This window comes from Salmonella sp. A7, from assembly GCF_020181675.1.
GTDB lineage: Bacteria > Pseudomonadota > Gammaproteobacteria > Enterobacterales > Enterobacteriaceae > Salmonella > Salmonella enterica.
Window position 1 is genome coordinate 1,920,357 of sequence record NZ_CP084001.1, and the last position, 13,443, is coordinate 1,933,799.

The 13,443-nt window shown below is 49.2% G+C and carries 13 protein-coding genes, 3 tRNA genes and 2 pseudogenes; 14 read left to right on the plus strand and 4 right to left on the minus strand.

What is annotated here, in order from left to right:
* Positions 1-117 precede the first annotated feature (117 nt).
* The 10 genes and pseudogenes from uvrY (at position 118) to LCS67_RS09335 (ending at position 7,336) form a co-directional block, all read left to right on the plus strand.
* Complete coding sequence (gene uvrY / locus LCS67_RS09290) at positions 118-774, plus strand: UvrY/SirA/GacA family response regulator transcription factor (protein WP_000611323.1); 657 nt, start codon at positions 118-120, stop codon at positions 772-774.
* Entirely contained in the window at positions 771-2,603 is a 1,833-nt protein-coding gene (gene uvrC / locus LCS67_RS09295) for an excinuclease ABC subunit UvrC (protein WP_001289458.1), read from the plus strand. Before uvrY ends, uvrC begins: the two co-directional genes overlap by 4 nt.
* 56 nt (positions 2,604-2,659) lie before the next feature.
* Positions 2,660-3,208 (plus strand): CDP-diacylglycerol--glycerol-3-phosphate 3-phosphatidyltransferase, encoded by a 549-nt coding sequence (pgsA, locus tag LCS67_RS09300; protein ID WP_001160192.1) that lies wholly within the window; start codon positions 2,660-2,662, stop codon positions 3,206-3,208.
* 151 nt (positions 3,209-3,359) lie between these two features.
* Positions 3,360-3,435 (plus strand) — tRNA-Gly (locus LCS67_RS09305).
* A gap of 51 nt (positions 3,436-3,486) precedes the next feature.
* Positions 3,487-3,560, plus strand: a tRNA-Cys gene (locus tag LCS67_RS09310).
* A gap of 11 nt (positions 3,561-3,571) precedes the next feature.
* A tRNA-Leu gene (locus LCS67_RS09315) sits at positions 3,572-3,658 on the plus strand.
* 250 nt (positions 3,659-3,908) lie between these two features.
* Positions 3,909-4,240 (plus strand): annotated as a pseudogene (locus LCS67_RS09320) (hypothetical protein).
* Positions 4,241-4,453: 213 nt separating this feature from the next.
* Complete coding sequence (locus LCS67_RS09325) at positions 4,454-5,893, plus strand: SH3 domain-containing C40 family peptidase (protein ID WP_077906027.1); 1,440 nt, start codon at positions 4,454-4,456, stop codon at positions 5,891-5,893.
* A 212-nt stretch (positions 5,894-6,105) separates the two neighbouring features.
* Entirely contained in the window at positions 6,106-6,432 is a 327-nt protein-coding gene (locus tag LCS67_RS09330) for a glucose-6-phosphate dehydrogenase (RefSeq protein WP_000240837.1), read from the plus strand.
* A gap of 238 nt (positions 6,433-6,670) precedes the next feature.
* Positions 6,671-7,336 (plus strand): YecA family protein, encoded by a 666-nt coding sequence (locus LCS67_RS09335; RefSeq protein ID WP_000781521.1) that lies wholly within the window; start codon positions 6,671-6,673, stop codon positions 7,334-7,336.
* Positions 7,337-7,410: 74 nt separating this feature from the next.
* Here the strand turns inward: LCS67_RS09335 and tyrP are convergent, their stop codons facing one another.
* The gene (gene tyrP, locus LCS67_RS09340) at positions 7,411-8,622 is read right to left on the minus strand and encodes a tyrosine transporter TyrP (protein ID WP_023219655.1); all 1,212 of its coding nucleotides are present in this window, start codon (positions 8,620-8,622) and stop codon (positions 7,411-7,413) included.
* Between the two features lie 226 nt (positions 8,623-8,848).
* Here tyrP and LCS67_RS09345 point away from each other — a divergent pair, with 226 nt between their 5' ends.
* On the plus strand, positions 8,849-9,088 hold the full coding sequence (locus LCS67_RS09345; protein ID WP_000377238.1) for a YecH family metal-binding protein: 240 nt from the start codon (positions 8,849-8,851) through the stop codon (positions 9,086-9,088).
* 45 nt (positions 9,089-9,133) lie between these two features.
* Here LCS67_RS09345 and ftnA read toward each other — a convergent pair whose 3' ends face one another.
* Positions 9,134-9,631 (minus strand): non-heme ferritin, encoded by a 498-nt coding sequence (gene ftnA, locus LCS67_RS09350; protein ID WP_000920619.1) that lies wholly within the window; start codon positions 9,629-9,631, stop codon positions 9,134-9,136.
* Positions 9,632-9,870: 239 nt separating this feature from the next.
* A complete protein-coding gene (locus LCS67_RS09355; protein ID WP_000803229.1) occupies positions 9,871-10,206 on the minus strand; it encodes a YecR-like lipofamily protein in 336 nt (111 codons plus the stop codon).
* A gap of 254 nt (positions 10,207-10,460) precedes the next feature.
* Between LCS67_RS09355 and LCS67_RS09360 the strand changes: the two genes are divergently transcribed.
* Complete coding sequence (locus LCS67_RS09360) at positions 10,461-11,099, plus strand: RpiB/LacA/LacB family sugar-phosphate isomerase (RefSeq protein WP_000684804.1); 639 nt, start codon at positions 10,461-10,463, stop codon at positions 11,097-11,099.
* A gap of 178 nt (positions 11,100-11,277) precedes the next feature.
* Here the strand turns inward: LCS67_RS09360 and LCS67_RS09365 are convergent, their stop codons facing one another.
* Positions 11,278-11,781, minus strand: coding sequence for a non-heme ferritin-like protein (locus tag LCS67_RS09365; RefSeq protein ID WP_000741707.1), 504 nt, complete (start codon positions 11,779-11,781; stop codon positions 11,278-11,280).
* Between the two features lie 557 nt (positions 11,782-12,338).
* Here LCS67_RS09365 and LCS67_RS09370 point away from each other — a divergent pair.
* Positions 12,339-12,896 carry a DJ-1/PfpI family protein gene (locus LCS67_RS09370; protein ID WP_031567997.1) on the plus strand — a complete coding sequence of 186 codons (558 nt, stop codon included), beginning with the start codon at positions 12,339-12,341 and terminating at the stop codon, positions 12,894-12,896.
* 228 nt (positions 12,897-13,124) lie between these two features.
* Positions 13,125-13,306: pseudogene (gene araH, locus LCS67_RS09375) on the plus strand (L-arabinose ABC transporter permease AraH); the annotation flags it as partial.
* Positions 13,307-13,443: the final 137 nt, after the last annotated feature.

Genomic DNA, 13,443 nt, shown 5'->3' on the forward strand with positions numbered 1-13,443 from the left:
AAACGAGAGCAAAATCGAATACCCGGTGTTTTTTTACGTTTCAAAGTTGAGATAAAACCAGCTAATATAAGGACGATTAACTATCAGTAGCGTTATCCCTATTCTGGAGATATTCCTTTGATCAACGTTCTTCTTGTTGATGACCACGAACTGGTGCGCGCAGGGATACGACGCATTCTTGAAGATATAAAGGGCATTAAAGTTGTCGGTGAAGCGTGCTGCGGAGAGGATGCGGTAAAATGGTGCCGTACTAACGCCGTTGACGTCGTGCTGATGGATATGAACATGCCCGGTATTGGCGGCCTTGAGGCGACGCGTAAAATTGCCCGATCGACAGCGGATATCAAAGTGATCATGCTGACCGTCCATACGGAGAACCCGTTGCCCGCCAAAGTGATGCAGGCTGGCGCAGCTGGCTATCTCAGCAAAGGCGCTGCGCCTCAGGAGGTGGTGAGCGCTATTCGTTCGGTGTATTCCGGACAACGTTATATCGCCTCCGATATCGCTCAGCAGATGGCGCTCAGTCAGATCGAGCCTGCAAAAACGGAAACGCCGTTCGCCAGTTTGTCTGAACGCGAGTTGCAGATTATGCTGATGATCACCAAGGGTCAGAAGGTCAATGAGATTTCAGAACAGCTGAATCTCAGTCCTAAAACGGTGAACAGCTATCGCTATCGTATGTTCAGTAAATTAAACATTCATGGTGATGTTGAGCTGACTCACCTGGCAATCCGCCATGGCCTGTGTAATGCGGAGACGTTAACAAGCCAGTGAGTGAAATATTTGACGCAAAGGCGTTCCTGAAAACCGTTACCAGCCAACCCGGTGTCTATCGTATGTATGACGCCGGCGGTACGGTTATTTATGTCGGTAAAGCAAAAGACCTGAAAAAGCGTCTTTCCAGCTACTTTCGCAGCAACCTGGCTTCGCGTAAAACCGAAGCGCTAGTTGCGCAAATTCAACACATTGATGTCACGGTAACGCATACCGAAACGGAAGCGCTGCTGCTTGAGCATAATTACATCAAGTTGTATCAACCGCGTTACAACGTGTTGTTGCGTGATGATAAATCCTATCCTTTTATTTTTCTGAGCGGCGATACCCATCCGCGTCTGGCGATGCACCGTGGCGCCAAACATGCGAAAGGCGAGTACTTCGGTCCATTTCCTAATGGCTATGCCGTGCGGGAAACGCTGGCGCTGTTACAGAAAATTTTCCCTATCCGCCAGTGCGAAAACAGCGTGTATCGCAACCGCTCGCGTCCTTGCCTGCAATACCAGATTGGCCGCTGCTTAGGCCCCTGCGTTGCAGGACTGGTCAGCGAGGCGGAGTACACGCAACAAGTGGAGTATGTCCGGTTGTTTTTGTCCGGCAAGGACGACCAGGTCTTAACACAGCTGATTGCCCGAATGGAAAAGGCCAGCCAGGATCTGGCATTTGAAGAGGCGGCGCGTATTCGCGATCAGATCCAGGCGGTACGCCGGGTCACGGAGAGACAGTTTGTCTCCAATGCAGGCGACGATCTCGACGTGATCGGCGTGGCTTTTGATGCGGGTATGGCCTGTGTGCATGTGCTGTTTATTCGCCAGGGTAAGGTGCTGGGCAGCCGCAGCTATTTTCCAAAAGTGCCTGGCGGTACGGAACTGGGCGAAGTGGTGGAAACCTTTGTCGGGCAGTTTTACCTGCAGGGTAGCCAGATGCGCACGCTACCGGGCGAGATTCTACTCGATTTTAATCTTAACGATAAAACGCTGCTGGCCGACTCATTGTCGGAACTTGCCGGACGGCGTATTCATGTCCAGACAAAACCGCGCGGCGATCGCGCCCGTTATCTCAAGCTGGCGCGGACCAACGCGGCAACGGCCTTAATTACAAAACTTTCGCAGCAGTCCACCATCACGCAGCGTTTGACTGCGCTGGCGGCGGTATTAAAACTTCCTGCTATCAAGCGGATGGAGTGTTTTGACATCAGCCATACCATGGGGGAGCAAACGGTCGCATCCTGTGTGGTATTTGACGCTAACGGGCCGTTACGCGCCGAGTATCGTCGTTATAATATCGCGGGCATCACGCCGGGTGATGACTACGCGGCGATGAATCAGGTGCTACGTCGGCGTTATGGCAAGGCCATAGAAGAAAGTAAGATTCCGGACGTTATTCTGATCGACGGCGGAAAAGGGCAGCTCGCCCAGGCGAAAGCCGTTTTCGCTGAGCTGGATGTCCCCTGGGATAAGCATCGCCCTTTGTTGCTCGGCGTCGCCAAAGGCGCAGACAGAAAGGCCGGTCTGGAAACACTCTTTTTTGAACCGGAAGGCGAGGGGTTTAGCCTGCCGCCGGACTCGCCGGCGCTGCATGTTATTCAGCATATTCGCGATGAGTCGCACGATCACGCGATCGGCGGGCACCGTAAAAAACGCGCGAAGGTTAAAAATACCAGTACGCTGGAAACCATTGAAGGCGTTGGGCCTAAACGTCGCCAGATGCTGCTGAAATATATGGGCGGTTTGCAAGGACTACGTAACGCCAGCGTAGAAGAAATTGCAAAAGTGCCGGGTATTTCGCAAGGTCTGGCAGAAAAGATCTTCTGGTCGTTGAAACATTGAGGCCACTGTAGCAACATAGGGGTAATTTCACTGACAACAGATAGTTACCCGTCACTATGCAATTTAATATCCCTACGTTGCTCACGCTGTTTCGCGTCATCCTGATTCCATTCTTTGTCGTGGTGTTTTATTTGCCGTTCGCCTGGGCGCCGATGGTCAGCGCGCTGATTTTCTGTATTGCTGCTATTACCGACTGGTTTGACGGCTTTCTGGCGCGACGCTGGAACCAGAGTACGCGTTTCGGCGCTTTCCTCGACCCCGTCGCCGACAAGGTGCTGGTGGCGATCGCCATGGTGCTGGTCACCGAGCATTATCATAGCTGGTGGGTGACGTTACCTGCGGCGACGATGATAGCCCGCGAAATTATTATCTCTGCTCTGCGTGAATGGATGGCTGAGCTGGGCAAACGCAGTAGTGTAGCGGTCTCCTGGATCGGTAAAGTCAAAACTACCGCGCAGATGGTGGCGCTGGCGTGGCTCTTGTGGCGTCCGAATATCTGGGTAGAGTATGCCGGGATCGCGCTTTTCTTTGTTGCAGCGGTGCTAACGTTGTGGTCCATGTTGCAATATTTGAGCGCTGCACGCGGAGATTTGCTTGATCAGTGATCGTTTCGCCGCAAATTTCAGCAAACGATCGTGAGTGACGAAAAATATCGTTGACTCAGTGCGTCAGGTAAGTAGAATGCAACGCATCGAACGGCAGCACTGATTGCCAGACGATAACAAAATCAAGTGATTAACAAAGTTGCTTGATACTGCGGGAATAGCTCAGTTGGTAGAGCACGACCTTGCCAAGGTCGGGGTCGCGAGTTCGAGTCTCGTTTCCCGCTCCAGTTTAAAAGCATTGGCGTAAAGCGGATGCTGGCTGAAAAGCAAAAAAATTTGGCGCGTTAACAAAGCGGTTATGTAGCGGATTGCAAATCCGTCTAGTCCGGTTCGACTCCGGAACGCGCCTCCAATTTTTCCCGAGCCCGGATGGTGGAATCGGTAGACACAAGGGATTTAAAATCCCTCGGCGTTCGCGCTGTGCGGGTTCAAGTCCCGCTCCGGGTACCATGGGAAAGACAAGAATAATCAAAGCAATAAGCAGTGTCGTGAAACCACCTACGGGTGGTTTTTTTGTGTCTTCAATTTGTATGCCGACCGCGAGCGTGAACTTTCCAGCGCGATACACGGTAAAAAAACACCGGTAGCGGCATTTCTGCCAGTACAACAGTTATGTGCTACCGACCCGCAAGAACTTATGCCTGGTAAATACTAAACGTCGGGTAAATCAGCCGATAAAATCCATTAATCTCTATAAAAAATGCTGATATGTTTTATGCCTGCTTTATAAAGTGAGTAGGTCTGCCAGTGAAATATACCGATAATGCAAAATTGTTTATTAGCTTCATTAATATTGGGATTGTAGGTTGCGCTTTTTTACTTTTTTTTATTTTGTATGAGCCTGAGAGTGCAATCGCAACCTACTCTCTTCCAGGCGAGTTTTCCTCTTCGACATGTGATGCGCGTAATTTTATTGGCTACGTCGATGAAAACGATTTTGCAGAGTATATAAAAAAAGTAGAGCTGACGCGCTACAGTATGTATTGTCTGAAAAAAACAGGGGCGGGGCAGTGGAGTATTTATGCAAATTAAACGAGTATATAACTGTTCAGGGGTGTTTTCTGCACAATTTAATTAAAGGTAGATAGCGAACTAATATTCATCATAAGGTAATGTGATCCGCATCATGCTTTAATCACGTTTTGCAATATTGTCTTAATAACAGGTCAACTACAGATAATTTCGGGTTTTCGTGAATGGCGGTTTTGGTCAGTCTCTATATTATGCCTTCCCCGCTTTACGGAGATGATGATGCAAAAGAAAACCTGGGCCGTTTTATTGATACCATTGTGCCTCACCGCTTGCCACCAGACGACCTACCGATCAACAGCCAAAGATGAAATTCTCACAGGGAGCTATATTGACCCGACAAAAACACGCTTTCCGTTAGCGGATTATTCACAGTCGGTTGATAAATGGATACCTCCGGACTCGGCTGATTACACTATTCCGGTTATTGATAGTGCTACCCAACAACGCTACTTTAACGCACTAAAATCTCATTATTTCGGAATGGACAGTGAAGCGCACTCGCCGTGGAATGGTTTTTATATTACCGCATTGCTGAAAAAAAACGCAGCACAGGCGCGGGATGCCAGTATTAAGCAGTTTCTTAGCGACGGCAGTGCTTATTGGGGGGAAAACTTCAGACTTTATACCTCTCGCTGGAAAGAGGGGGTTAGAGGGAATACGGATACGCAGATTGACAATATCTATAATGCCTCCCGGCGAGGCATTATGGTCAGGGAAAGTTTAGTCAGAGCGCTGCCAACGGACGACCCGCTCTTTAACGATCCCCGTCAGGCGGGCGAGGGGTACCCGTTTGATAATTTACAAATGTCTTCGCTGCGTCCCGGTACGCCGGTCTATACGCTGACGAAGAGCAAAGACCAACGCTGGCAATATGTCGTTTCACCAGCGGTAACTGGCTGGGTTCATAGTGAAGATATTGCCAGTGCGGATCAGAAATTTATAACACAGTGGGTTTTGCTTGCTCATAAGCAACTGGGGGCATTTATCAACGCGCCGGTTTCTGTCCATGCCGCAGGCGTCTATTATTTCACCGGGCGACCGGGCACTATTTTACCGTTCCGACATCAACGGGCGGGCCAGTTCCTGATTGCGGCGCCAGTTCGCGATAGCAATGGTCGTGCGTTTATACATTGGGTCTGGCTAAGCGGTAACGAGTTTACGGCTATGCCGTGGAAAATGACGCCGGAAAATATCGCCGTGCTAATGAAAGCAATGCACGGCGCCCCCTACGGTTGGGGAAATTTTAACTTTTATAATGATTGTTCAGCCGAAGTCCGCAGCCTGTTAATGCCGTTTGGCATATACCTGCCCAGACATTCATCCGCGCAGGTAGAGTCTGCTGGACGGGTGGTCGATCTTAGTCATAAAAATCCCCAAATGCGGATCGATTATCTCACCAGATACGGAAAACCGTTTACTACGTTGGTCTATATTCCAGGGCATATTATGCTGTATATCGGTAACACAACCATGAATGGGCAGGTCGTGCCGATGACTTATCAGAATATCTGGGGATTGCGCCCAAACCATGCTAATAGCCGGAGCATTATCGGTGAGGCGGTATTTTTGCCGTTACTGCGTTTTTATCCTGAAAATCCTGAGCTGATATCGCTGGCTGGTAAGGTTCTGTTTAAGCTTGGTTATATAGAATAGGTTGACAAACTGTGTTATCGCGGAAGACATGATTAAGGCAACCGTGCGCGTGGATATAAAGAGAGTATCCCTGTAAACTGTGTCTGAAAAAAGTATGCGCTATAGTGCGGGCTGTTTATTTGAAATACTATCTGGAGCTGATTCTGGATGTGATTATGTGCCTCACACATTGAAGTGAGAGTTATTGTTGGCGGTATCTGGCTGGAGGCTGGGTGGTAAAAAGACGTAATTTATTGCATTTTAATAACGGTGCCCGGTCAGAGCGCGATCTTGGGGATCTGGTCACTAAAGTTTTTGAGAAAGCGGCGAAAAAAGAACCGCAACCGCTATACACATTTAGCCTGCCGTTGCTGAGTGTGCAGGATGAGATCCGTGTTTACTGTAAGAAAAAAAATATCAAAATAGGGTACGATACGCTGTTTATGGAAATAACCTTTTCTGCTGACAGAGAAGCGGTAGACGAACTCATTAAACACTTTTTTACTGAAAATAAGCTCTATTTGAGAGGGCGGTTTTATCTGTCCGCGGCGGTGGTATAAGTTAGCATGAGTATAATATAGCGAGAAACCCATCTCTCGCTTTTGTGTGGGGCGAGCGTTTCCTGGCGGAAAATCTGCGCCCTGATCCTCCTTTTGTGCGTTAACTTCCGGAATCCTCCTCATTTCGTGTTAATCTGGCCCCTGATGGTTGCCATCCAAACTGCCTGCAAAAAAATTATTTTTATCCGCTGCAATGTAAGAGGCCTACAGGCGGAAGTCATCACTGAGGAAAAGCGTTATGAAAATGGAACCATTAAACGAGAACGAGCTGGAATGGCTGGATGATGTGCTGACGAAATACAATACCGATCAGGCCATTTTGGATGTCGCGGAGCTGGACGGTCTGATTACTGCGGTACTAAGTTCTCCGCGTCCCATCGAGCCGGAACAGTGGCTGGTCGCGATATGGGGGGGACCCGCGTACGTACCGCGCTGGACATCTGAAAAAGAAATGACGCGATTTATGGATCTGGTGTTCCAGCACATGGCGGACACAGCCGCCCGGCTTGAAGATTATCCAGAACAGTTCGAGCCGCTGTTTGGCCTGCGAGAAGTTGATGGCCATGAATTAACGATTGTTGAAGAATGGTGCTTTGGTTACATGCGCGGAGTGTCGCTGTCCGACTGGTCTGACTTGCCGGATACGCTAAAACCGGCGCTGGAAGCGATTGCCTTACACGGCACTGAAGAAAACTTTGCGCTGTTGGATAAAATGAGCCCGGAAGCGTTCGATAAAAGCGTTGACGCTATCCGTATCGCGGCGCTTGAGCTTCATGCCTGGTGGATGGCGCATCCGCACACGACGCCGCTACAGATGCCGATAAAAGCAGAGGTGAAAGTGGGGCGTAACGATCCTTGTCCATGCGGGAGCGGCAAAAAATTTAAGCAGTGCTGCCTGCATTAATGGCTCGTAAACGGCCATAGCGTGATGATTATCGAGCCTGGACGGCGTCCGGGCCCGGTAATCTTTGCCTGGCATTAACCTGGATCGGGCAGGAACCCCAGTGCGATCGAAAACTGGACGCCAATCACGATAATGCCGCAGATAAACACCAGCGCCAGCGCTGGGGTGCCGCCTGCCACACGATATCCCGCCTGAGGGCTCTGTTTACGGCACTGCCAGACCAGCATGGCAGGGATGAGCAGTGCCAGCACTGCCAGCGCTACGCCGGCATAGCCTAATGCCATCACAAATCCACGTGGGTAGAAAAGCGCAAACGCCAGCGGCGGCAGAAAGGTAATCAGCCCGGTTTGCAGACGTCCGGACACCGTACTGCGGCGCTGGAATAGATCGGCCAGGTAATCAAATAATCCTAGCGCTACGCCCAGAAAAGAGGTCGCCAGCGCCAGATCGGCGAACAGGTGGACCGCCAGTTCGACATGTGGCGAAGCGACCACTTCTCTGAGTGCCTGCAGCAGGCCATTTAACCCGGCATGGCTGGCCAGTAGCCCTCTGAATGTCGGCGAGTCGATACTTCCCAGCGTGGCGAGCTGCCAAAAAATATAGGCCACTAACGGAATGGCACTACCCGTCATAAAGACCCAACGCAGCCGGCGAATGTTGCCGTTCATATAACTCACAATACTCGGTACGCTTCCGTGAAAACCAAACGAGGTGAAAATGACCGGTATGGCGGATAACGCCAGCCCCTGCTGTAAAGGAAGCGTAAGAAGATTTACTTTATGAATATGTGGCGTGAGCAACGCAAGCATGATGACCAGAAAAATGATCTTTGCGCTAAACAGGAAGCGGTTAAAAAGGTCGACCAGCGAGGTGCCCACACACACCACCCCACCGGCAACAAAGGTGAACAGCAGCACCCCGGCAGCGGGCGAGAGCGTGGCGCCAAGCCAGTTATTAATACTGGATGCCAGTAATTCTCCGGCTCCGGAAATGTAGGCGGCGGTGAGCGCATACATTAAGAACATCATACTGAATCCCGTAAGCCACTGTCCGTAACGTCCAAGATAGCGTTTTGCCAACGAACCCAGCCCGGTATCTGCCGGAACGTGTTGATATACCTCCAGTAATAGTAGCGCGGTATAACACATCAGCGCCCACAGGCCAATCAACAATCCCAGCGTGACGCTGAAACCAACGCCAGCCGCTGCCAGCGGCATTGCCAGCATCCCGGCGCCGATAGTGGTGCCTGCCACGATAAAAATACTGCCCAGAGTTCTGTTTTTCACGCTTTCTACTACCCCGGTAACAAAGAACGGTGATATCCGCGGCGCAGGGTAAGGCATTACGCTATTTTCGTCAAATGGTCGTTACAATGGGTGTACTGTAAAATTTACAGTTCCGGGCATAAAAGCGAATATGGGAAGAGACGCGGATAACCGCCGCAAACCTGCGCTAGCGCAAAGTCGCTCGCACAAGGACACATTAGGCTACGAGTTTTATTCAGGAGGAGTTATGGATTCCATTCACGGTCACGAAGTGCTCAACATGATGATTGAGTCTGGCGAGCAGTACACGCATACCTCGCTGGAGGCGGCAATAAAAGCGCGCTTTGGCGAGCGGGCACGATTTCACACCTGTTCAGCGTCAGATATGACGGCGGCGGAACTGGTCGCGTTTCTGGCGGCGAAAGGAAAGTTTATTGCCGTGGAGGACGGTTTTTCAACGCATGAGAGTAAAATCTGCCGCCACTAATACGCCACGGTGAGAGCTCGTCTCACCGTGTAAGGACGTGTTGGATTAATTTTGCGTATCCAGTGTGGAGAGTTCTTTATCAATGAAATAAAGCCCTTCGCCGCTTTTTCCCGCCAGCGTTAATTTATCAATAATAGATTTGAACAGTTTTTCTTCTTCATGCTGTTCTGCCACATACCACTGCAAGAAATTAAATGTCGGATAATCCTGGCTGGTCATTGCGGCATGAGCCAGTTCATTAATTTTTTGCGTAATAAGCTGCTCATGCTCATAGGTCGCGCGGAACAGCTCATCCAGTGAGGTGTACTCAGCGAAGGGCGAAGAAACGGTATTAATGCGCGGCAGGCTTCCGGTATCGGTAAGGTAGTCAAACAGGCGCTGCATATGCGTCATCTCTTCTTGCGCATGGCGACGAAGAAATGCGGCCGCGCCTTCAAAACTGTGATAGCTACACCACGCGCTCATTTGTTGATAGAGCAGGGAGGAGTACAACTCCAGATTCATTTGCTCATTCAGTTTGTCGATCATTTCCGTTTTCAGCATGGTTCCGCTCCACAAATAGCAAAAGATATACAGTAATGTGGCGCCACTATAATTTGTTATTTTATTATTTGCAAAAGGTAAAATATTAAATTTAATTATTAAAAATACGAATGGGAATAAAACGCATTAACGCCAGTGTATAGGGTATAAAAATAAAGGAAAGCCAGCACCTTCATGCTGGCAATAGCGATCTTGCACTCTCCTCCATTGTACATGGTGTCGGCGTTAAGCCAGCCGCCTTAATAATAAAGCGGCATGATTTGCGGGACGGCAACGCCCCGGCACTGCCAGGAGAGGGTAAATCGGGTGTTCAGACACAACGAGCCCGCATAAATGCTACAGGTTCCTACCGGCTGACCAAACGAAACGGCATCGGCATAGCCCATCTGCTGGCATTCGCGTGTTGCGGTCCCGTGAGATACATAGTCATCTGTCCGTGAAGTAAAAAATAGCGGCTGGTTATACGTCAGGCGCACGATGCCGCTTATCGGGCTGGCTTCGCTGACCTGCGCTTGTCGAGTAATGGTGCATCCCGTCAGGGCTAGCAGTGAAAGAGTAAAAATAAGAGGCTTCATAAAATCGCTCCGACAGTTCGGTATCAGACCATGCTACCTCGTGTCTTGCACCGTCAATGGCTGGAATAACTTACGGATTCGCCTTGATTAAAGGTAACGGCAGGGATTTACAGCAGGAACAGAAAATGTGTGAGCGTCTTTTCATTTAATGAAACCTCATTTCATTAAATTTGAATGTGTGTTCGCAAATGTGTAGTGTGGGCAAAACGTCATGATTTACGCAGGCAAGACCGTCTGCATTCAGGAGGAACAGGATGAAAATTGCACTGATGATGGAAAATAGCCAGGCCAGCAAAAATGCCATCATTTATAACGAACTTAGCGCCGTCGCCAATGAAAAGGGATTTCCCGTTTTTAACGTCGGCATGTGCGACGAAAATGACCATCACCTGACGTACATTCATTTAGGCATCATGGCAAGTATTCTGCTTAATGCAAACGCGGTTGATTTTGTGGTTACTGGCTGTGGCACCGGTCAGGGCGCGCTGATGTCGTTAAATATTCATCCAGGTGTCATTTGTGGCTATTGCATCGATCCGGCAGATGCTTTTCTGTTTGCGCAGATCAACAACGGCAATGCGTTGTCCCTGCCATTTGCGAAAGGCTTTGGCTGGGGCGCTGAGCTGAACGTGCGTTTCATCTTTGAAAAAGCGTTTACCGGGCGTAAAGGAGAGGGGTATCCGCCTGAGCGCAAAGCGCCGCAGGTACGCAATGCGGGCATTTTGAACCAGGTTAAGGCCGCGGTCGTCAAAGAGAATTATCTGGATACACTGCGGGCTATCGATCCTGAACTGGTTAAAACGGCGGTTTCAGGGCCGCGTTTCCAGCAATGTTTGTTTGAAAACGGCCAGAATAAAGAAATAGAAGCGTTTGTACGTGAGATGCTGGGGTAATGCCCGGACAAGCCAGAGACGTTTCGCGCCTGTCGGCTGGCATGATGTGCCGATAATACGCCAGTAGCGACAGGCGCCACCTCTGGCAAACAGATCAGAAACGGTGTAGGCCGGATAAGCTGCTTCGCGTTGCTATCCGGCTAATAACGTCTCAATATTGTCGCTCGGGGTGCCGCTATCAGTGATGCTGATAGGTCACGACGTTAAGGAGATGCTGATCGGTTTGCGCCAGGCATAACCCTGCTCGTTTAGCGCTGCGAACTTCTTCGAGAATAGTTTGTAAAAGTACGCCATCCTGCTGCTGCTCTTTTTCCAGGGTATGGAGAAAATCGAGCGTTGAGGCATCATTCAGCGCTTTCGCTTCATCTGCCAGACGCGACAGCGTGCTGGCGCGTTGCTGATAATCCTCCAGGGTTTTCTGGAACAATTCTTCCAGAGAGCAGAGCTCTTCACCCGGAACATCAATGGCTTTAACGATAGGGGTGGCACCGGCGTTTTTCATAAAATTAAACATGCGCATCATTTGCGTCACGTTGCCTTGCGCCTGGGTACGAAGAAAGGTGGCGGTGCCTGTTAAACTGTGTTCAGAACACCATTCGCTTAGATGGAGGTAAAGATTTGATGCGTAAAACTCAAGGTTCATTGGCGTGTTGAGCTTTTGAACCATTCCTACAGCTGCCATAACAATATCCTTATTTCCAGAAAGTGTTGATGTGCATGACAGACGAGAATGCAACGGGCCGTTGTCACTTTCTTACATCTATCATCTATGCACAATAAATACTCTTAGCAGAAGAACTCCGTTCCGCCAGTCCCTTATGCGATCTCATTTCCTGTTTATCGATCGGTAATGAGAATAGCGCGTCAATAAAAATAAGAAAATCCTTAAATGCCATTGTTTATCTTTTTTTACATTTTCAGCGGTGTGATTTTTTCAGGTGTAATGATTTTTGGTGTGGAGTAGTTTCAACTGTTTGAAAGTTAAATGATATTATATAGATTTCTAATTTATGAAACATTGTTTCAGATCATGGGGTGAGCCTTTCAAGTATGGTAATTTCAATAAAATAAACATTAGTCAGTCTGGATATCACACGCATAAACGGTTGAGAGCAAATATGCCTGTTTTTATAAACTAGCCGATTTTGCGGTAGATCATTTTTAATGTCATTAATCATACGAGTACGTTATTCGGTTGAGCGCAGTTTTGATGGGTGACTCGTTAACAAGGAGCAGTCAATGAAAAAGGTCGCGGTGCTGTTGGCACCAGGATTTGAAGAAGCAGAGGCCATTGTTACTCTTGATATTCTGCGACGTTTGCATATCGACGTCGAAACGCTGGCGTGTGCTGAATCACGGGCGGTGGTGAGTTACCATGATATTCCTATGGTTGCGGACAGCACGCTGAGTGAACGCCAGCAGGCGCTTTTCGATGCGGTAGTGCTGCCGGGCGGTCCGCAGGGGAGCGCTAATCTGGCGGCTAATCCGGCGGTGATCGCTTTCGTTGCGCGTCATGATGCGGCAGGCAAATTAATTTGTCCTATCTGTTCCGCGGCGGCAAGGGTGCTGGGTGCTCACGGATTGCTGAAGGGGCGTCGTTATGTCTGTTCCGGCGACCTGTGGAAAGCGGTTCCGGAAGGTGTCTATGTGGATGCGCCCGTTGTTGAAGATGGTAATTTAATTAGCGGCAAAGGCTTGGGGCATGTCTTTGATTTCGCGCTAACCCTTTCCGCCAGACTGCTGGGAGACGATGCGCCGGTTCGCGAACAGGCTGAACATATCTATTATTCCTGGTAATCGTTATTCACCCAAGGCCGTAAGGATTAGCTGGCTGATGTTATGGATTAATGTGCTGGCTTTCCTGCCTTTTGGCTGATGAATTCGCTCTGGGTTATGTCATTTTTCGCTAAAACTATTCCTGCCATCAGCATTTATCTAATGAATGAAAGATAGTGCACCGTTTTACGTCTTCTCTAACAAGAATCGTTTGACTTTACCCTACATAAAAAACGCTAAAGCTGGTCAATGACTTCCCTGGGTTATGAGTTAATCGTTATTTCTGCGTGTGTCTTAGGGGGGGATTCCTGAAAGGCGGCCTCGGAAAAGTCTCATATGTGGTGGCGAGCGTACTGATATCAGGAACGGTGGAGAACGCGATGAACCTGTTCAACATTTCACCTTTTGCACAGTATGTGGTTCGCGGCTGAATCCTTCTGACAGCAGTTATCTTCGACCATTATAAGCAAAAAGCGAAGCGTACGATTTGATGAATTAACACTCAACTAAACAGTATAGCTTCACGTCATCGCCAGCCGCTACCCCGGCTGGCGATGGTCTTTCTAAA

What these genes read in the sequence shown, in the direction of transcription:
- pgsA (WP_001160192.1), top strand. Translation starts at nt 2,660, where the DNA reads ATGCAATTTAATATCCCTACGTTGCTCACGCTGTTTCGCGTCATCCTG.
- LCS67_RS09325 (WP_077906027.1), top strand. Translation starts at nt 4,454, where the DNA reads ATGATGATGCAAAAGAAAACCTGGGCCGTTTTATTGATACCATTGTGC.
- LCS67_RS09335 (WP_000781521.1), top strand. Translation starts at nt 6,671, where the DNA reads ATGAAAATGGAACCATTAAACGAGAACGAGCTGGAATGGCTGGATGAT.
- LCS67_RS09345 (WP_000377238.1), top strand. Translation starts at nt 8,849, where the DNA reads ATGGATTCCATTCACGGTCACGAAGTGCTCAACATGATGATTGAGTCT.
- ftnA (WP_000920619.1), bottom strand. Translation starts at nt 9,631, where the DNA reads ATGCTGAAAACGGAAATGATCGACAAACTGAATGAGCAAATGAATCTG.
- LCS67_RS09355 (WP_000803229.1), bottom strand. Translation starts at nt 10,206, where the DNA reads ATGAAGCCTCTTATTTTTACTCTTTCACTGCTAGCCCTGACGGGATGC.
- LCS67_RS09360 (WP_000684804.1), top strand. Translation starts at nt 10,461, where the DNA reads ATGAAAATTGCACTGATGATGGAAAATAGCCAGGCCAGCAAAAATGCC.
- LCS67_RS09365 (WP_000741707.1), bottom strand. Translation starts at nt 11,781, where the DNA reads ATGGCAGCTGTAGGAATGGTTCAAAAGCTCAACACGCCAATGAACCTT.
- LCS67_RS09370 (WP_031567997.1), top strand. Translation starts at nt 12,339, where the DNA reads ATGAAAAAGGTCGCGGTGCTGTTGGCACCAGGATTTGAAGAAGCAGAG.